The sequence below is a fragment of the Paenibacillus sp. J22R98 genome, from assembly GCF_059383835.1.
Genome location: NZ_JBXENW010000008.1, coordinates 288,030 through 307,696, shown reverse-complemented (window position 1 = coordinate 307,696; position 19,667 = coordinate 288,030). Strand labels below are relative to the sequence as shown.

15 protein-coding genes and 1 pseudogene are annotated in these 19,667 nt (G+C 51.1%); 13 read left to right on the top strand and 3 right to left on the bottom strand.

The window, feature by feature from the left end; translation table 11 throughout:
* Positions 1-96 precede the first annotated feature (96 nt).
* From AC50Y3_RS22435 to uvrA, 10 genes and pseudogenes are all read left to right on the top strand, one after another.
* Positions 97-1,002, top strand: a pseudogene (locus AC50Y3_RS22435) (serine hydrolase domain-containing protein); the annotation flags it as partial.
* A 26-nt stretch (positions 1,003-1,028) separates the two neighbouring features.
* On the top strand, positions 1,029-1,850 hold the full coding sequence (coaW, locus tag AC50Y3_RS22430; protein WP_494820947.1) for a type II pantothenate kinase: 822 nt from the start codon (positions 1,029-1,031) through the stop codon (positions 1,848-1,850).
* Between the two features lie 190 nt (positions 1,851-2,040).
* Positions 2,041-3,762, top strand: coding sequence for a cache domain-containing sensor histidine kinase (locus AC50Y3_RS22425; protein ID WP_494820946.1), 1,722 nt, complete (start codon positions 2,041-2,043; stop codon positions 3,760-3,762).
* Positions 3,759-5,177, top strand: coding sequence for a response regulator transcription factor (locus tag AC50Y3_RS22420; protein WP_494820945.1), 1,419 nt, complete (start codon positions 3,759-3,761; stop codon positions 5,175-5,177). Before AC50Y3_RS22425 ends, AC50Y3_RS22420 begins: the two co-directional genes overlap by 4 nt.
* Positions 5,178-5,355: 178 nt before the next feature.
* Positions 5,356-7,092 carry a type 2 periplasmic-binding domain-containing protein gene (locus tag AC50Y3_RS22415; RefSeq protein ID WP_494820944.1) on the top strand — a complete coding sequence of 579 codons (1,737 nt, stop codon included), beginning with the start codon at positions 5,356-5,358 and terminating at the stop codon, positions 7,090-7,092.
* A gap of 81 nt (positions 7,093-7,173) precedes the next feature.
* Positions 7,174-8,073 carry an ABC transporter permease gene (locus AC50Y3_RS22410; protein ID WP_494820943.1) on the top strand — a complete coding sequence of 300 codons (900 nt, stop codon included), beginning with the start codon at positions 7,174-7,176 and terminating at the stop codon, positions 8,071-8,073.
* 18 nt (positions 8,074-8,091) lie between these two features.
* Positions 8,092-8,979, top strand: coding sequence for a carbohydrate ABC transporter permease (locus AC50Y3_RS22405; RefSeq protein WP_494820942.1), 888 nt, complete (start codon positions 8,092-8,094; stop codon positions 8,977-8,979).
* Between the two features lie 39 nt (positions 8,980-9,018).
* The gene (locus AC50Y3_RS22400; RefSeq protein ID WP_494820941.1) at positions 9,019-9,687 is read left to right on the top strand and encodes a helix-turn-helix transcriptional regulator; all 669 of its coding nucleotides are present in this window, start codon (positions 9,019-9,021) and stop codon (positions 9,685-9,687) included.
* Between the two features lie 180 nt (positions 9,688-9,867).
* Positions 9,868-10,827, top strand: a complete 960-nt coding sequence (locus AC50Y3_RS22395) for a hypothetical protein (protein ID WP_494820940.1) — start codon at positions 9,868-9,870, stop codon at positions 10,825-10,827.
* A 5-nt stretch (positions 10,828-10,832) separates the two neighbouring features.
* Positions 10,833-13,730, top strand: a complete 2,898-nt coding sequence (gene uvrA, locus AC50Y3_RS22390) for an excinuclease ABC subunit UvrA (RefSeq protein ID WP_494820939.1) — start codon at positions 10,833-10,835, stop codon at positions 13,728-13,730.
* Between the two features lie 71 nt (positions 13,731-13,801).
* Here uvrA and AC50Y3_RS22385 read toward each other — a convergent pair whose 3' ends face one another.
* From AC50Y3_RS22385 to AC50Y3_RS22375, 3 genes are all read right to left on the bottom strand, one after another.
* Positions 13,802-14,119, bottom strand: coding sequence for a thioredoxin family protein (locus tag AC50Y3_RS22385; protein ID WP_494820938.1), 318 nt, complete (start codon positions 14,117-14,119; stop codon positions 13,802-13,804).
* Positions 14,120-14,124: 5 nt separating this feature from the next.
* Positions 14,125-14,499, bottom strand: a complete 375-nt coding sequence (locus AC50Y3_RS22380) for a MerR family transcriptional regulator (RefSeq protein WP_494820937.1) — start codon at positions 14,497-14,499, stop codon at positions 14,125-14,127.
* 96 nt (positions 14,500-14,595) lie between these two features.
* Positions 14,596-15,246, bottom strand: a complete 651-nt coding sequence (locus AC50Y3_RS22375; protein WP_494820936.1) for an HAD family hydrolase — start codon at positions 15,244-15,246, stop codon at positions 14,596-14,598.
* 1,110 nt (positions 15,247-16,356) lie between these two features.
* Here AC50Y3_RS22375 and AC50Y3_RS22370 point away from each other — a divergent pair.
* From AC50Y3_RS22370 to AC50Y3_RS22360, 3 genes are all read left to right on the top strand, one after another.
* Positions 16,357-17,148 (top strand): phytanoyl-CoA dioxygenase family protein, encoded by a 792-nt coding sequence (locus AC50Y3_RS22370; RefSeq protein WP_494820935.1) that lies wholly within the window; start codon positions 16,357-16,359, stop codon positions 17,146-17,148.
* A gap of 322 nt (positions 17,149-17,470) precedes the next feature.
* A complete protein-coding gene (locus AC50Y3_RS22365; protein ID WP_494820934.1) occupies positions 17,471-18,409 on the top strand; it encodes an ArsR/SmtB family transcription factor in 939 nt (312 codons plus the stop codon).
* 282 nt (positions 18,410-18,691) lie between these two features.
* A complete protein-coding gene (locus AC50Y3_RS22360; protein ID WP_494820933.1) occupies positions 18,692-19,666 on the top strand; it encodes a glycoside hydrolase family 43 protein in 975 nt (324 codons plus the stop codon).
* Position 19,667: the final 1 nt, after the last annotated feature.

Here is a 19,667-nt window from a genome sequence, read left to right as displayed (position 1 = left end):
TCGCTGTAAAGGATATTTCATGCTGCTACCGAATGTATGAGGATAGAATGGGAATAGTTGATGGAGGCGTTATAATAATGGCAAGGCGCAAGTTTCGTTGTGTCGATTGACGGCGAAGTTGTTGCGAAGGAGGCATTGGGTTCAGCAGACGGTGCAAAAGCAAAGCCGTTCAGCGTGAACGCGATTAGACCCGTCCAATCGATCGTGAAGACGATCACGGCAATTGCGCTGCTTCAGCTGGTCGAGCAAGGGAAGCTCAAGCTTGAGGACAAGGTTACCGGATATTTTCCCGAGTTTAATACCGAGAGCTTCAACCAAATCACGCTGCACCATCTGCTGACGCATCGCTCAGGCATGCAAGCCGACGATATACTAAGCAGCACCTACGAGACAACGGATTGGAAAACACGCCTTACCGAGCGAAGTCTGGCGACGAAACCAGGTAGCGAGTCAAGCTATTCTAACGTTGGTTTTGTACTGCTGGGGCTTATTATTGCGCTGGTTTCCGGCATGACCTATGAGCAATTCGTAGAAGAACGAATCCTTACGCCGCTTGGGATGACGATGACCTCATTTAAGCTTCCGCCTGAGCATGAACCGCTCGTTTCGCTTGTATTTCCTCGGGAAGCAGACTGGTTGGATTCGCCTCTTTTTCGCGATGGGACTATACCAATGGCTTGCGGCGGGTTATTATCTACTTTGGACGATATACGGAAGATGGGCGAGATGCTCCTGAATAACGGCTTATATGCAGGAAAACGTATCTTGAGCGAGCAGCTCGTTCGGCAAATGACAGCGGAAGGACTCGGGCTGTTCTTGGACGGCGAACGCATCGGCACGATGTCGGCGCGAACCTTCTCCCATCACGGCTATGGCTGGTCGATGTTCACCGTCGATCCTGAGCATAACTTGGTTGCGGTCGTATTCGTTCCGGGCATTGAAGATTTTGTAGCGGAGTCCTTGCATCCGACCATGACCATAATCGGTTCTGGCGTTCAGTAGAATAAAGAAAGCGAAGTGTCTGTAACATGGTGAAAATCGGTGTCGATGCCGGCGGCACATTAATTAAACTGGCTTATACTTCTAAACAGGACGAGTCGATCTCGTTTAGGACGTTTCCGGCAATGCAGCTAGAGCAAGTTGTGAATTGGATTAAGGCTTTCGGCGAAGAGGCGCAGATCAGCATAACGGGCGGAAAAGCAAGCCTGCTGCAGTCCATGCTGGGGCAACCGTCGCTTGGCATGGTTGAGTTTGAAGCCACATGCAGCGGTGTGCGATACCTGCTTCAGCAATCAGGCGTAACCGAGGAAGCGCATATCCTGACCAACGTTGGAACAGGCACGTCGATTCACTATTTCGACCATAGCGCTCAGAAGCGGCTTGGCGGAACCGGCGTTGGCGGCGGAACCCTGATGGGACTGTCTCAGGTGTTAACCGGAATCACGGATTATCATGAGCTCATCCAGCTCGCGGCAGCGGGAGATCGGGACCGAATCGACTTGAAGGTCAAACATATTTATCAAGGCGCAGAGCCTCCGATACCGGGGGATTTGACCGCAAGCAACTTCGGAAGAGTCTTCGCATTAGCAGCTACCGATACGTTATCTAAAGAAGAGCTGCTAGCTTCCGTAGTGGGGCTTGTTGGGGAGACGGTGGCGACAGCAAGTGTGCTTGCGGCCGCTCAATATGATATTGCGTCTATTATTTTCGTAGGCTCATCGTTTATTCAGAACCATCTCCTAAAAGAGGTTGTCGAAGGGTACACCAGGCTGCGCGGCGCCACTCCGCTATTCATCAAGAATGGCGAATACAGCGGAGCCATTGGTGCGCTTCTGAATGTATCAAATTAACCAGACCGGGAATCCGTTTCGACGGAAACCCGGTTTTTTTTCGCGCCAAATCACCGGAAAGATAATCAATTCACCTCGTCCAATCCCACAACAGGAAAAAAAAGTGCTTACAAAAAGGCGGATTTCTCTGATAAACTGAAATACAACTTCACCTACAAGCGCCATCCCCTACAGAAAACGAGGTAATCCTATGCTGTCGTTGTTGCGAGATTCCATTAAAGGTCGCATGATCGCCATCTTGCTGCTCAGCTCCGTTGTGCCCTTGGCTTTGATCGGGAGCATGTCCTACTATTCGTTTCATTCCTTTATGGAAAACAAGCTGAAGAATGGGATTAACGAGAATGTGAAGAAGGAGCTAGTCAGCCTCGATAATATTTTGAAAAACATGAATTTCGCCTCTCAGCAGCTCGCGCTGGACAAAACGATCACCTCGCGCATCCAAGAGTATTTGACCACGGACGATCAGATTCGCAAAACCGATATTTTGCTGCTCGTGCAGGATCGGATGTCGCTTATCAACTACACAAGCCCGTACGCCGGAGCGATTGCCCTGGTAGACGCGAAGAACAACCATTCCTTTATTCAAAGCTATCCGATGATGGACAAGATCACGATGTTCGACAATCCGCTGCTGCTGGAAGCGAACGGTGTCTCCTACTTCGCGCCGCATCGATCGACAGACAAGTATAATACGGACAATACGCAGGTATTCTCCATCGCCCGCAAAGTGAATGATTTTGATACGAATTCCTCGTTTTATGTCTATACGGAAAGCAACTTTAACACCTTGAAGCGTTTGTTCGACGACGTACAATATGGCGAGCCCGTTAAGCATCTGCTGCTTGATGCCGAGAACCGGATCGTATTTAGCGAAGACCGCACAAAATTCCCGTTGTTTGCTAAGTTTAGGATGGAAGATAAGGCTTCCGATGATCTGCGTTTCATCGCAGCCAGCGAGCAAGGCTGGAAGATTGCCGTCATTATGAAGGGCGATGCCTTTCAGAAGGAGATCAACTCTTGGCTTGGCAAATTCATTACCGTCGGTTTATTTACGCTGCTCCTCAGCTTGCTGCTTGCCTACATCTGTTGGCGGACAGTCTATAGACCGCTTCATGTTTTCCGCCGAGAGATTGAGTGGGTAGGGGACAACCCTTCCTATCGTCCGCAGAAATGGCTGCGGCTTCGTGAGTTCGACGAGGTGCTGGGCCGATTCTATGCGATGAAAGAGCGCGTATTCGATTTGCTCAAGGAAATCGAGCGCCGGGAGAAGGCCAGGAGCAATGTGGAGGTCGAGAAGCTGCGGCATCAGATCAACCCGCATTTTATCCATAATACGCTGAATACGGTGCAGGTCATTGCCAAGATGAATAAGCAAAATGAGATTGTGAAGCTGATCACTCATTTCACCCGCATTCTGCATTACAACCTCGGCAAAGAAGGGACGCATGTGCGCGTGCAGGAGGAAGTCGATAATATCAACGATTATATGGCGCTGCAGAGCATCCGTTACAGCCATCAGTTTGAAGTGCAAATGGATGTGAATCCGTCGACGCTGGATGTCCTGATCCCGCGGTTTGTGCTGCAGCCGCTCGTTGAGAATGCGATTTATCACGGCTTCCGTAACCAAGATGGCACCATTAGTGTTCGGATCGAGCCTCATCCGGGAGGCGGGATCACGATGTGCGTATCCGATAACGGGGAAGGCATGTCGGAGGAACGGCTGCAATCGCTGCTCGAAGAGAAGCATCCGGATTCGCGCTCGGTCGGAATGGGCATCGGCTTAAGCTTCGTGCATCGATTAATTCAAGCTTACTATGGAGAGAACTCCGGACTGCGAATCGAAAGCAAGCTTGGCGAGGGGACGGCAATTACAATTGAAATATGGACAGGGAAGGGAGGCGAGCAGCCATGATCCGAGCCATACTGGTCGATGATGAGCATATCGTACGCAAAGGATTAATTCATATTCTTCCATGGCAGAAGCATGGGATGGAGGTTGCCGCCGACTTTGAAGGCGGTGCGAAGGCGCTGGCTTGGATGGAGCATGAGCAGGTCGATTTGCTCGTCACCGATTTGTCGATGCCGGGGATGTCGGGCTTTGAGCTGATGCGCATCGTGAAGGAGCGGTTTCCGAATACGGAAACGGCGATTCTCACCTGTCATCAGGATTTTCAATATGTACAGGATGCGCTGCGGCTAGGCGCGATTGATTATATCGTGAAGACGGAGCTTGACGACGAGAAGCTCGATCGGTTGTTCGGCCGTATTGCCGAGCGGCTGCTCGCGGATCGGGAAGAGAAGGCCTCCCGCGCGCAGCCGGCGCCTTCCTCAGCGCAGTCATCGGTTACGCTGCTGCTCGCGCTCAAGGCCGACTGCAAAGTGCAGGAGCTGTACGCGCAGCCCGGCTTGAATGACAAACCGCTCGTCGCCCTGCAAGGCAACGCCTGGTTTACGGAGGAGCTGGCGTTTCAGCCGGAAGGGGAGGCACAGGCGGGATTATCGGCACGCTGGGCGGTATTTTGCCTGCATCAGGTTGGCGTGAAGGATCGAAGTCGGCTCAAGTCGGTGCTGGATACCTATATCAAGCGTCACTCCTTCTACGTGATGGCGACAACCCAGTCGGCCGCAGCCGTGCATGATTCCATGCAGGACGTACTGCTATGGGAAACCAAGCCGGTTCGGGAGGACTGGATCAAAGGCTGGCGGAATTTCGATTGGCTGTTTCAGGATGAGGCATTCCAAACGTTTCTCGAGCAAATTGCCGAGCAAAGACCGGATCCCAACAAGCTGTGCGGCATGATTCACCAGACGGTCTGGGCGTGGAGAAGCATGCTGAGATGGACGGAACGGGACGAGCTGCTGCAGGAGCTCGGCGGCTTGCAAACCTGGGCGCAGTGGCAAAACTTCCTGCAGCGCGTTCGTCGTTCACTTCGAGCCATTCTGGATCAGAGCGGCATCGATAAGGATATTACGGCGAGAATGATCCAATCGATCGAATGGTCGCTGCTGCGCTTGGATGAAGGGGTTACGCAGGAGGAGGCTGCTGCGGAGGTACACCTTAGCCGCGGCTATTTCAGCGATTGCTTCAAGCGGACTACCGGCGCTACTTATAACGATTTCATGCGGATGCTTCGGATGGATCAGGCTAAACGATTACTCGTTCATAGCAGTCAAGCCATTCAGGAGATTGCGGCTAAATGCGGGTTCGCCGACGAATCGTATTTCCGTAAGCTATTCCGGCAGGAAACAGGCCGTTCACCGCGAGCTTACCGCGAAGAAGAAGCAGCGCTAGATGAGTTTATGCATTGGCCGCCGGTAGGCAAGTAAGGCGCGAATGTGAAAAATGTCTGCCGACCAGTGAAAATTGTACGATGAAGGACGCATGTTCTGACAAAGTTCAGTCAGGAGATGCGTTTTTTCTGTACTGCCCCCTGCTCAAAGCGCGTTATGATTGGAATCGAATCAAACACTATATTCATTGTCATAGAGAGGGGCTTTTGACAGAATGATTAAAAAGTGGGCAAGTTTGAGTTTGCTTGGGCTTATGGTTTTTGTAAGCGCATGCGGCAACAATGCCGGAAACAACAATGCAGCGAGCAACACGGCGGAAGGCAATAAAACCAATACAACGGCTGAAACGACAGAGACAACAGAACCGGCAGCTGAACCAGCGGTTGCAGCAGATCCATTCGGCAAGTATCCGGAACTGATTGAATTTACAACGATTAGACCGACAATGAACAATCCGAAGTTCCCTGAGGGCGAATCGTATGAAGAGAACGTCTTCAACAAATTCATGGAAGAGAAGTTGAATGTGAAGCCTAAATTTGTGTGGATGGCACCGCAAGATGGTGACGCTTACAAGAAGAAGCTTGATCTCTCCATCGGCGGAAACGATATCCCGGATGTCTTCCAAATCGTCGGCAAGAGCATCACGGAGGTTCAAGCTACTGTGAAGCGCCTCGTGGAAGCCGACATGATCGAGGATATGACTGCTGTCTATGACCAATATGCTTCACCGGCCATCAAAGAAGCTTTCGCATCCGCAGACAACCGCGGTCTCGATCTATACAAGGTCGATGGCAAGCTTTACGGCATTCCGAGCCAAGGCAGTTTGGAGAACTTCAACTTTGTATGGGTTCGCGACGACTGGCGCAAGAAGCTGAACTTGGCTGAGCCGAAGACGATCGAAGACGTTGAGGCAATCGCCAAAGCGTTCAAAGAGAAAGATCCGGCTGGCAATGGCACAACGGTACCGATGGCGATGCAGATGCAAACGGAGACAGACGGTTTGTTCGGTCCCGGCTACATTTTCGACCAATTCGAAGCTTTCCCTCGCCTGTTCTATAAGGATGCATCCGACCAAGTCGTATACGGCGGTATCCAACCGCAAATTAAAGACAGCTTGAAGCTCATCGCTAACTTCTACAAAGAAGGTCTGATCGAGAAAGACTTCGCGCTTAAAGATACAGGTCAGCTGCAAGAGGTTCTGGCAAGCGGGCGTGCAGGCATCGTCGGTCAAGCGTGGTGGGGCGTTTGGTATCCATTGTTCATGACGCTGCAGAACGTTCCTGATGCGGATTGGAAGCCATATGCAATCCCTGCCAAAACAAACGGCAAGCTGAACATGGGCGCGATGAACACATCCGGTTCCGTCATGGTCGTTAAGAAAGGCTTCAAATACCCGGAGCTGCCAATGAAATGGCTGAATGTCGTCAACGAAAACGACGATACGGAATGGTGGATCAAAACGACGCAAGAAAAGTATAAAGATGCCAACGAGAAAGCAACCGTATGGGGCGGCATGTCGATCCTGCGTACGGACGAAATCCTTAACCAAGCGAACGACATCGTAGCTGCCGTCAACGGCGAGAAGGATCCGGCAACGCTTCCGTTCAAGAACAACGATGCATTCCTGAACATCAAGAAGTTCATTGACGAGCTGCAAACGCAGCCGGCAAGCAAGAACGTGCTGCAATGGCAAAATACGCGCAGCTGGTATGACGCCATGGGTTCCGCATCCAAGCTGGGATTCAATACCGTCTACTCCGCATTCGATGGCCAAACGCCGACGATGGAGAAGAAGCTGACTGCGCTTAACGAGCTGCAAATGAAGGCCTACCACCGCATTATTATGGGTAAAGCCGATGCAGATGCCGAGTTCGATCAATTCGTGAAGGATTGGAAAGCGCAAGGCGGAGACGATATCTTGAAAGAAATCAACGAAGCATTAAGCAAATAACCTGTACTTGAATTGTGGAAGGACGCGAGGCAGTGTCTTGCGTCCTTCTATTCATTACGAATGATATCTGAAGCGGAGGTAATGCGAGTGCGCCGCAAATGGTCTGAGCAAATCCATTTTAACCTGATGCTGCTCCCCGGCATGTTGCTTGTCTTATTATTTACAATCTGGCCTATGGGCGGCATTGTGCTGGCGTTCAAACATTTTATTCCGACTAAAGGAATTTGGAGTTCGCCATGGACAGGCTGGGAGAACTACTCCTTCGTCTTTGACACGCCTGTAGCGTTACGCGTTTTTAAGAATACGGTCATCATCGCGCTAATGAAGATTGCTTTCGGCTTCTTTATTCCAATCGTATTTGCACTCATGCTCAATGAACTGCGCATCCATTGGTTTAAGCGCACGGTTCAAACCATCGTTTATTTGCCGCACTTCCTGTCATGGGTTCTGCTTGCGGGTATTCTAAGAGATTTCTTTGCCGTAGACGGCATTGTTAACCAATTGCTTGGCAAGTTTGGCGTTAACGAGATTATGTTTATGGGTGATAACTTCTGGTTCCGTACCATCATTGTCGGCTCCGATATCTGGAAAGAGTTCGGCTTTGGTACGATTATCTATTTGGCGGCACTGACAGGTATTAATCCTTCGCTATACGAGGCAGCCGACATTGACGGCGCAACGCGGATGCAGAAGCTGAAATACGTCACACTGCCGGGCATCGCAACCACGATCGTTCTGGTCGGCACGCTCAGTTTGCAAAACGTACTGAATGCCGGTTTTGATCAAATATTCAATCTGTACAACACGCTGGTCTACGATTCCTCGGACATCATCGACACGTACGTGTTTAGGGCCGGTATCGAGGAAGGGCACTATGAGGTCGGAACAGCCATTGGTTTATTGAAATCAGGCGTCAGCTTTGTGCTGATTATCATCTCATATGGTCTGGCCAGTCGATTAGCCAACTATCGCATTTTCTAGCAGAAGGAGGAATTCCGCATGGTCCGTAATCAAACGATGGGCACCAAAGCAGCAGAAGCTGTTCTGATTCTCATTCTTGCGCTCATTTCGTTCTCATCTTTGTTCCCGATCATTCATAACTTGGCGATTTCCTTCAGCTCGCCAGCGAAAGCGATGGCCGGCTTTGTCACTTTCTTTCCGAAGGGCTTCACCGTTGATTCTTACATGAAATTGTTTGAGGACAATGTATTCTTTCAATCGTTCTGGATTTCGGTCAAACGGGTAGGCGTCACTTGCTTAATCAGCTTCTTCATTTCGCTGCTGATGGCTTACCCGCTGTCCCGCTCGAAGAGAGAGTTCAAGCTCCGCGACGTCTATATGTGGCTGCTGATCTTCTCGATGATGTTTAACGGCGGATTGATTCCGTTCTACCTCGTTATCCGTCAGATGGGACTGATGAACTCGTTCTGGGTGCTCGTGCTCCCAATGCTGGTTAACGTATTTAACGTCATTCTGATCGTGAACTATTTCCGCAGCATTCCCAAAGAGCTCGATGAGTCGGCCTCGATGGATGGCGCTGGCCCGTGGTTCAAAGTGTTCCGCATCTACATGCCGCTATCCATGCCGGTGCTTGCTACGACGACGCTGTTCCTGATCGTAACCGTGTGGAATGAATTTATGCTCGGACTCATCTTCATCAACCATGAGGACAGTATTCCGCTCCAGACTTACATGCAGCAGATTGTTGTGCGGATCGATCCGACGCTGATTAAATCGATTGAAGACGTGAAGCGCTTGGCATCGGTATCTGACAAAACATTGGGAGCGGCCAAAATCTTCGCTTCCATGCTGCCGATCATGCTTGTCTATCCGTTCCTGCAGCGGTTCTTCATCTCCGGTATTATGCTGGGTTCCGTTAAGGAATAAGCGAGTGTACCGGCTGGCAAAGGAGGTTTGCAGCTAGCTATGCGACAAACAAACTCGATTAGCTTCGGGGACTTGCTGAAACAGGGAGAAGGCCTTCGGGCCTCCTTGGAAGGCGGCGAGCGGAGCGCGTATTTCAAACAATTCGATTCGCTGTTCGCCGCGATTCCGGAAACGGAGAAAGAAGTATGGCTGGAAGCGTATATGATTCTGGCCGCTCAGTTTCTGGCGTTCATGCATAAGAACGGCATCTCCTTCGCGGAGCTTGAGCCGCTGGACGCGGATGCGCTTCTGCGCTGGGATGCCCACAGCTCGGCGAGGCAGGCTGCCGATTACTTGCGGGCATTCGCAGGCGCGCTGCTTCAATGCCCCGGCTACCGGGATGAAGGCGGATGGCTGGAAAGCTTGCACGCCTACATTGAGAAGCATCTCGACGAGGATCTGTCGTTAGCGCGGCTTGCCGAGACGGTCTACTTCAATCCGAGCTATCTATGCCGATTGTATAAGCAGACGACCGGCCGCGCGTTGTTCGATTACGTCGCCGAGGCGAAGCTGACGCGGGCGAAGCGGTACTTGAAAGAATCGCCGCGATTGAAGGTTCACGAGATCGCGCGCAAGGTAGGGTTTGGCTCTCCCGCGCATTTCACGCGCGTCTTCAAGAAGCATTCGCTGCTTACGCCCGCGCAGTATCGTGAGGCGTATGCGCGATAGAATAGGATGGTACGGGGAACCGCTGTAGCAGGATAATCTGCTAGAGCGGTTTTTTCGCGCGCGGGGCTCTAGCAAATGATTAAATAATGCTATATTGACAACTATGAATCTTAAGGATATTTTGTATATCTATGGAAGATTTGAGAGTGACTCTAGTACTGACTTTGGAGGAGGACGAACGTGGGCTTACAGAAATTCGGCGAGCAAACGACTGCGCTGTTTCGGGAAGCATTGAACCAGTTCATCGAGAAGGTCAAGAAGGATGATCAAGTGATTGCGGCTGTGCTGCTTGGCAGCTTATCGTATGACCAAGTATGGGAGAAATCGGACATTGATTTAAAGCTGATCGTGCATGATCAGAAGCTGGGTTCGGGTTATATGTGCTTCGTGGAGAATGATGTCCCTATTAACGCCAGCATTCAAACTCGCAATGAGTTCAAGCGCTGGATGGAACGATCCGTGGGCGGCTCCATTTCGCAGTCGATGCTTTATCGCAGTACGCTGTTGTTTACGAAGGATGCTTCGATTACGGAATATTTTGAACAAATACGGATTGTCGGCGAGCGCGACAGGCAGCTTCAGCTGCAGCAGCTCGGAGGGTATTCGCTTGCGCTTCTGGCTAAGGCGGAGAAGTGGCTGTATGTGAAGCAAGACGCGGTTTACAGTGCTTTCTGGATTATTAAGATGGTCGATGTCTTGTCGCAGATCGAGGTGCTGCTGAACGAGGATGTGCCTATGCGGGAGTCGGTCAAACAAGCGCTCACCTATAACCCGGACTTCTTCCGCGTGATCTACACGGAGATGGTGTTCGGTAAGGTTACGGAGGCTGGCGTTCAATCCGCAATCGATCAGATCAATGGGTATCTGAACGCTAGGGCAGAGAAGCTCTTCCAGCCGATGCTCGCATATTTGAAGGAAGAAGCGGATGTCCGCACCGTCACGGATATAGTTTTGAAGTTTAAGCCGGTTATCGAGACCGACACGGGCTCTGCAACAACGATTTGTGATTGGCTTGCGGATCGAGGGCTGCTAATGAAGATGGAATCAGAGACGAAGGCCACGCCGAAGAGCCGGATTATGCTGCTTGAACCGGCGTATTTAGTGGAGAGCGACGAGTTTCCAGAGTGGGAGAGGGGCTAGCGCGGATGAAGAAGTTTATCGAGGTACGCGGTGCAAGGCAGAATAATCTGAAGAACATTGACGTCGATATTCCGCGGGACCAGCTCACGGTCATTACCGGGGTCAGCGGTTCGGGCAAATCTTCATTGGCCTTCGATGTCATCTATGGGGAAGGGCAGCGCCGATTCTTGGAGTCGCTCTCGACCTTCGCCAAGAGCCGGATGAATCAGTTGAAGAAGCCGGACGTCGACTTTGTATTCGGTTTGTCTCCTGTAATTGCTATTGAGCAGAAGAAGGGGATCGTCAATCCGAGATCCACTGTCGGCACGATGACTGACATCTATGACTTCATGCGGCTGCTCTTTGCTTCAGTTGGCGAAGCCTGCTGTCCCTTCTGCGAGCATCCTGTGCCGATTCGGTCGGCGGAGCAGATGATCGATCACATCAAGCAGCTGCCGAAAGGGACGGAGCTTGAGGTGCTGGCGCCGGTGTACAAAATCTTCGGCGAGAACTACGAAACAACGCTGGATGAGATTCGTTCGAAAGGCTTTCGAACCGTTCGTATCGAAGGGACCAGGCATAGCCTCGGTGATCCGATTGAGCTTGAAGAGGAAGTGGAGTACAGAATCGAGGTCATTGTCGATAAAGTCATCGTCCAAGCGGACGCCTTCAAGGCGCTTGCCAAAACGATCGAGAACAGCTTGAAGCTGGTGGGAGAAGGGTTCATTCGCTTTGAGATCGTTCATGTGCCGGATGGCGCGCAGGTGGATGAAGATAAGTTCTATCGGGGCTTTGCTTGCCCGGAGCATCATCTGACGATGGGAGAGCTGCAGTCGAGCTATTTCTCCTTCAACGATCCCAATAGCGCTTGCCGGACCTGCGGCGGACTTGGTACATTCATGCGCGCCGAAGTTAAGTTTCTGGTGAAGAACCCGGACAAGAGCATCAACAAGGGAGCGATTGATCAGAAGCTGCTTGGCACAAGCACCGGAACCTGGCATTGGTCGATCGTTCGCAGCGCGGCCATACACTACGGGTTCAGTTTGGACACTCCTTATAGGGAGCTGTCTGAGGCGGCCAAGAACATTATGATGTATGGGTCGAAAGGAGAGAAGTTCCCTTTCATTCCGGGCGAAGAAGCGACTAAATCGCAAGAACGCCATGCTGGCAAAATGATGACTTTCAACGGTATGGTTCATACCATCAACTGGTGGTATAAGCTTTACTTAAAGCGTAAAGAGCAGTCTGCCGGGGATGACGAGTTCTACAAACGGGTCATGGTTGAACATACGTGCCCGGATTGCGATGGACGCAAGCTGCGGCCTCAGCGATTCGCTGTGAAGGTCGGCGATGCCGATCTGCATCAGCTCTGTAATAGCTCCTTGCTTGAGCTTAGCATGTTCTTGAAGAACATTACGTTCGCGCCTCAACATGCGGTTGTGGGTAAGCAGATCGTCGCGGAGATCGATTCAAGGATCGATCTGCTGCTGGATATCGGCCTTGATTATCTGAGCCTTGGCCGCCGCTCCGATACGATATCGGGCGGTGAAGCGCAGCGTATCCGGCTCTCCACGCAGATCAGCTCAGGGCTGATGGGAATGCTGTATGTACTGGATGAGCCGAGCATTGGGCTGCATGCGAGGGATAGTATTCGCATCATCGACACGCTTAAGAAGCTGCGCGATATCGGGAATACGATTATCGTAGTCGAGCATGATTTGGACACGATCAAAAGTGCCGACCATATTATTGAGGTCGGACCGGAGCCGGGGCTGCACGGCGGCCGCATTACTGCTGAGGGCACTGCAGAGCAGCTGCGGGCGAATCCCGATTCCATCACCGGCTCGTTTCTGGCGGGGGTGCGGCGAATCGAGGTTCCAGCTGTGCGCCGTCAGTCGGATGGCCGGATGCTGTCCCTGCGAGGCGCGAGAGCGAACAATCTGCGCAACGTAGATGTCGATTTGCCGCTAGGCGTGCTCGTCTGCATTACAGGTGTTTCCGGTTCCGGCAAAAGCACGCTGATCAATGAGGTCATCTGCAAGCAACTCTATGCGACCTTCCAAGATGCGCGTATTGTTCCCGGCGAGCATGATAAGCTGACCGGTCATGAGCATTTGACGGGTATTATCAACATCGACCAGTCTCCGATCGGGCGCAGCTCGCGTTCGAACCCGGCGACGTACGTCGGGTTCTTCGATAAGATTCGTGAGCTTTATGCGGCTGCTGCCAGCGCAGCGGGGAAGTCGCTCGCGAAGAATGATTTCAGCTTTAACCAGAAGAACGGCGGACGCTGCGAGAACTGTCAGGGCGAAGGTATTGTAACGACGGCGCTCCAGTTCATGCCGGATGTCGAGTCGGTATGTCCTGTTTGCAAAGGAGCACGGTTCAACGAGGAAGTGCTCGATGTTCGAATTCGCGAGAAGAATATCGCCCAGGTGCTGGAGATGAGCATCGAGGATGCTGTTCAATTCTTCGATGATCAGTCGTATATTCAACATAAATTGAAAGTGCTGCATCAGCTGGGACTTGGCTATCTGCGCCTCGGCCAGTCGTCTACTACGCTATCTGGCGGTGAAGCGCAGCGGATTAAGCTGGCAACGGAGCTAAGCAAGATTGTCCGGGGCTCGCACAACCTGTACGTGCTGGATGAGCCGACGACAGGTCTGCATCTGAGCGATATTCAGAAGCTCATCGATTGTCTCCATCAGCTCGTAGAAGCGGGGCATACCGTCGTGGTAATCGAGCATCATCTGGATCTGATCAAGGTGGCCGATCATGTCATCGACATGGGGCCGGAGGGCGGCAAGAAAGGCGGCATGGTCGTCGCATCCGGCACACCTGAGGAAGTAGCGCGCACGGAAGGCTCGCTGACCGGTAAGTTTCTGCGTGAAATGTTGGCGGTGGAGTCGCACGCGGTAGGCTGAGTTGGAGTTGGTCGGAAATATGGAAAAGGTGGCGCAGACTCTGATGTCTGCACCACCTTTTCGCGTTGTTGCTAGAACTGTCTCTCGGCCGCCAGGCGATAGGCTGCTTTTGACCGTAGACCAACCAGTTTATCCATGGGCTGTCCGTTCTTGAAGACAATAACGGTCGGCGTGCCCATGACGCCGGCAGAAGCAGCGGCTTCAGGCAGTTTGTCGCAGTCGACATACGCGATGCGAAGCTGATGCTCCAGCTCCGCGCCTAATTCTTCCAGTACGGGAAGCAGCGCATGGCATGGCGGACAGTGAGGCGCGCCGTAATCGACCAGCACGACCCCATCCTCAACGAGTTGATGCAGATGCTCCATGCTCCGGGCTTGTTCAATTCCCATTAAACTCACTCCTTGCTTGAATTCTCGGCGATGGTTTCCGACTGAACGGCGGCAATCCGGTCTACTAAATTCGTTCGGATTTGATTTAACTGCATAATTTGTGCATCAATCTCCGCCAGCTTCCGTTCATAAACCGGCATGATCTCACTGCAAAATGCTTCCCTGTTCCGCAAGACACAAGTAAGAAACCCGGCAATCTGCTCCGTCGTCAGGCCCAAGTTCAGATAGAGCTTGATCGTCTCCACCGTGTGAACGGTTAAGGGTGAATATTCACGATAACCGTTGGCTTGGCGCAGCGGGGAGATCAAGCCTTGCTGTTCATAGTAACGGAGGGAACGAATGCTCACTCCTGTTTCTTTGGCTAATTGACCGATTTTCATGGGCATCCTCTCTTCGCAATACCTGGTTTCCAGCTCATTATAAAGGGTGACATTAATGTCAGAGTCAAGTTCTATTTTATGAAGCTAGCTTCATCATTACAGATATCGCAGGAGCTGATGGAGTTCATCGATATGCCCGAGCGGAACAACGCCTCTTCGTTCCAGCTCCGGTTGATTGGCCTGATAGGCAATAAATCGGATGCCCGCTTCCATTGCGGCTTTGCCATCAATCCAGGCATCGCCAACAGATAGCCAATCCTCCTTAGAGAGGTGAGGATAGTGTCCAAGAATATGATGGATGCCCAATGGAGAGGGCTTCATGGTGACTGCTTGCTCGCGGCCAATAACATGCTCGAAAAACATCTCAATTCCCGTGGAACGGAGCGCTTGTATGGCGGCAGCATACGAATTGTTAGTGAGAATCGTTAGGTGGAAGTCATCTTGCAGCTGCTTAAGGAGTTCAATGACACCGGGTTCCAGCCCGGCATCCTTCATCCCCGCTTGTTCTAACTCCGCCACAATTGTCCAAACCGCCTGCTCTGTTTCTCCTGTGAACTTCGGCGATAACCGGGCATGCTCAATAAGGGTGGAGGCCGTAAATTCAATCAGCGGAAGATCGGCCGTGACAATGCCATCTCGGACTAATAACGTGTGAACTTCGTTCTTCATCTGCTTGAAATCAATGCGCGAACGGAGAAGCGTGTTATCCATATCCAAAATAATACCTTGTCGCTTCAATGGAACCATAGGAGCAACCCCTTCATATGGGTTTGTTGAGTTAGTTCGAATGGATGATTGATTGTCATCAGTAGTTGCTGCGTGTGTACGCATTCTATCATGCTTATTTGCAAGAAAAAAGCCCCTTTCCGCCGCTGCCTGGAGCTGAGAGTATGAAAGTCGAACTCTCAGCTGCCATACTAACCCACCCCCACCGCCACCGGAAGCTGAGAGTCGTAAATTGCGACTCTCAGCGGCGAAAACGGACCAAAGAGAGTAGGAAAAACGAACTCTCATCTCTGAATCGAAATAGATTAAGTGCATTATAAGCGGATATACCGCTTAAAGCACAGAAATTAGCTAGTTTGGAGCATCATTAGCGGATAAGCCGCTAATTGAGCCGATTCTAGCACCGAAACGAGCTCATTGAGTGTTTTTTCCAGGCTTTAAGCGGATATGCCGCTTAAAGCGCAGAAAGTAGCTAGTTTGGAGCATCATTAGCGGATATACCGCTAATCGGCCGATTCTGGCGCCGAAACGAGCTCATTGAGCGGCTTCCGCGGATTCTCAGTTTACAAACTAGCCTAACTGGCCGTCGCCGGACGCTGAGAGTCGCGCAACTCAGCTCCCTCAGACAGGCAGCCGCACCGTGAATCCGCTGCCCTCAACGGGCTTGCTCGCCGCATCGATCGTGCGGCCGTGGGATTCCATGAGCGTCACTGGTTCTGGCACAATTTAAGGCATATAGGGCGAATAGCTACTTAGTGGAGAAACCGTCCACTATAGATGATCCTTCTAATATCGCAACTATGGATAGATATATGTTCAAGTCATCTATATTTCAGTGCTGGGAAGATAGAGCGCGGAGCAGGCGACGAGTATCAACGTTGTCCGCTGCCCTGCACGCGATGTGAATGACTGAAGGACTGTTAGCCCAAGAGCTGACAGGAAAACGATACGATCTCAACAACAAACTTGGCTACATGAATTCGATTATCGAGATGGGACTGCAGCGGAATCTAAGCATGAATCGCTCTATTTTGGCAGATCGTCTTAGTTTTATCCCAAATCCTCCAAGATGAACGGACGTTTCGGGTGTAAATTGAAGATATATCCGATTCATAAAGGGGACTTGAGAGCATGTTGAATTCGAAAATCCAACTGACTAACGAGCATGTGGAATTTTACAGAGAAAATGGCTTCGTGCAGATCGATAATATTCTTTCGCAAGAAGAGCTTGCCGAGCTTCGCGAATATATGGACGAGACGATGAATAACAAAGGCGCTCGCGGACTGCAAACCGATCAAGCCGGCGGCGCGTATTACAAGGTGCTGAACCAGCGCGTTAATACGTGGCGGGATCATGGGGGCATGGCACGATTCGTGCTTGGAGAGCGTTTCGCGGATATGGGCAAGCAGCTGACCGGTTTCGAAGGCATTCGCCTCTTCCATGACCATGCGCTGCTCAAGATGCCGGGGGATTCCAAAGTAACGCCGTGGCATCAAGACAGACCTTACTGGCCGATTAAAGATACGGATCCGATGGTCGCTTTCTCGATCTGGATTGCGCTTGACGATGTCGACGAGAACAATGGCTGCATGATGTTCGTTCCGAAATCGCAGAAGATCCGCAACCTGAAGGGCGTTGACCTCGTTACGCCTGAGGATATTTTCGCGCAGGAGGGTGCGAGGGATGCGGACCGCAACACGGCTGTTATCTGCCGTATGAAAGCGGGCAGTTGTACATTCCATGACGGCATGACCTTCCATTTCGCACATGCGAACAATTCCGAGAAACCGCGCCGTGCACTTGCCATCGTCTTTCTTAAGGACGGCACGAGCTATAGCGGAGCGGGGCATGTGTGCACAGACGGCCTCGGCTGGGAAGTGGGCGACAAGATTCAAGGAGGCTTAATGCCGAAGCTTGCTTAACATGCATTTATCCAACTTCTGGGTAATTATTGCAACGTAATTGTAATGTAACTGACATGCCAAATTCATCTGGTTTTAATCTTCAGCGCCTATAATAAGACTCAACCCCCTATTATATATATTCTTTTAAGACCCGCAGCCCGTTGCTGCGGGTCTCCTTTTTTGTAGGCCGAAACGCCAAATGTCTGCTTCATCTCCAAATGGTCAATACTGCGCAATAAGAAGATTAATAGACTTTACAAACGATTTTTGCGGGTGTTATGCTGAAGGCATTCAGTTTATGCTAAGAAACATAAAACATATTATAAATGGGGAACGCTCGATGCTGGAACTGTCTATCAACGAACCGGATGAACTAGTTAAGGTGGCACATGCGCTTTCGTCGCATACCAGATTGAAGATTATTAAGCTGCTTTTGAACCATAACAATATGAATATAAATGAGATCGGCGAGAAATTGGGCATTCCGGTATCCACGGCTGGCGTGAACGTAAAGGTTCTGGAAGAGGCGGGCCTTATACTGACGGAGATTTTGCCGGCAAGCCGCGGCGCGATGAAAGTATGCAAGCGGAATTTCGACGACGTCAGAATGGTATTGAACCCGATCAAGGGCTACATAAAGAAGGAACAGATTTTCGAAATCGAAATGCCGATCGGCCATTACGTCGATGTTGAAGTACACCCGACTTGCGGGATCGCCAATAGCGAGACGATGGTCATTCCCGAAGACGATCCGGCCAGCTTCTTTCATCCGGAATGCCGAACCGCGCAGATCGTCTGGCTGAGACAAGGCTGGATCGAATACCGGTTTCCTCGCTCGCTGCCGCGGAACATTGATATGAAAGCGATCGAATTCTCGCTGGAGCTTTGTTCGGAAGCCCCTAATTTCAATAATGACTGGCCGTCGGATATTACGGTTTGGATCAATGACGTCGAAGTGGGGACATGGACATCTCCCGGCGATTTCGGCGACAGCAGAGGCAAGAACAATCCGGAATGGTGGCATGACAGCAGCACGCAATACGGACTGTTAAAGACGTTCCGGGTGGATAAGGACAAGAGCACGGTGGATAATCACAAGGTTTCGGATGTTACGCTGCAAGATCTGCACATCGATGCTCAGCCGAACATACGATTTAAAGTTGGTGTGAAGCCGGATGCCATCCACAAGGGCGGGCTCAATCTATTCGGCCGCGGATTCGGAAACTATGACCAGGACATTATTATGAAGGTTCATTATGAGCCTGCCATGCATGAATAAAACAACATAGTTGTTTATAACGGCGCATTAGCGCTTGTTTTTTTGTTATTAATAACAATAAAGTTGTTAGAAAGCGTTGACATTGGTTGTGATGTGAACATATAATTTGTTTTATAATGCAATACATGTTTTGGTTAATAGCGTTATTGGCCATTTGGATGGGGGAATGGAATCGTTTTATGCAAATTCGAGATGGGAATCTGCAAATTTATCATAAGAGGTACTCCGAAAATTCGATTGAAACATAAAAGTTGTTTATAACTCTAGAAGGAGTACGACTAGATGCCAACTACAAATAAAACCTATCAGAATCCCATTATGTCCAGCGGAGCGGATCCTTGGATGTATCGGCATTCCGACGGCTTCTACTATTTCATGGTGACCTGCGGCAACCGCCTGGAGCTGTATCGATCGCAAACCATGAGCGGAATTGCCCAATCGCCTCCAACAACGATATGGCTTCCTCCTGCAGATGGCCCTGGCAGCCGGGAGTTATGGGCACCGGAAATTCATTTCATTCATGGGAAGTGGTACGTCTACTATACGGCAAGCGATGGCAGCGGAGATGATGGGCGTAAAGTTTATGTCTTGGAGAATGAAGGCGCCAATCCGACAGAAGGAATATGGACGGATAAGGGAGCAATCAATGCGGCGCTGCCCGGACTGGACGGAACGATTCTGGAACACGATGGCAGGCTGTACTTTATGTATGCCGGTTACGGACATTTTCCCGAATATGGCTCTGCGATTTACGCTGCTTTGATGACCAATCCGTGGACGCTGACAGGACCCGAGGTACTGCTGACGAAACCGGAATTCGAGTGGGAGAAGCAAGGCGGAATGGCGATCAATGAAGGCCCTTGTTTCCTCGTTCGAAACGGAAAGGTCTTCCTCATCTACTCTGCCAGTACGACTTGGTCGGACGAGTACTCATTAGGCATGCTTGTGGCGGATACATCAAGCAACCTGCTTGATCCGAATTCATGGACCAAGAGCGATCATCCGGTATTCGCGAAATGTACGGAACGCGCCGTATATGCTCCCGGCCATAACAGCTTCACGCAATCGCCGGATGGCCTCGAGGATTGGATCGTCTATCATGCGATTCCGCAATCGGAGGGTGGTGCGGGCATGAGGCAGCCTCGCATGCAGAAGTTCGGTTGGACAGCAGCGGGATATCCGGACTTCGGTAAACCGCTTGCCTCCGGCGTCGACTATCCTGTTCCATCCGGAGAGGGCTCGGAGGATAGTGGCTAAT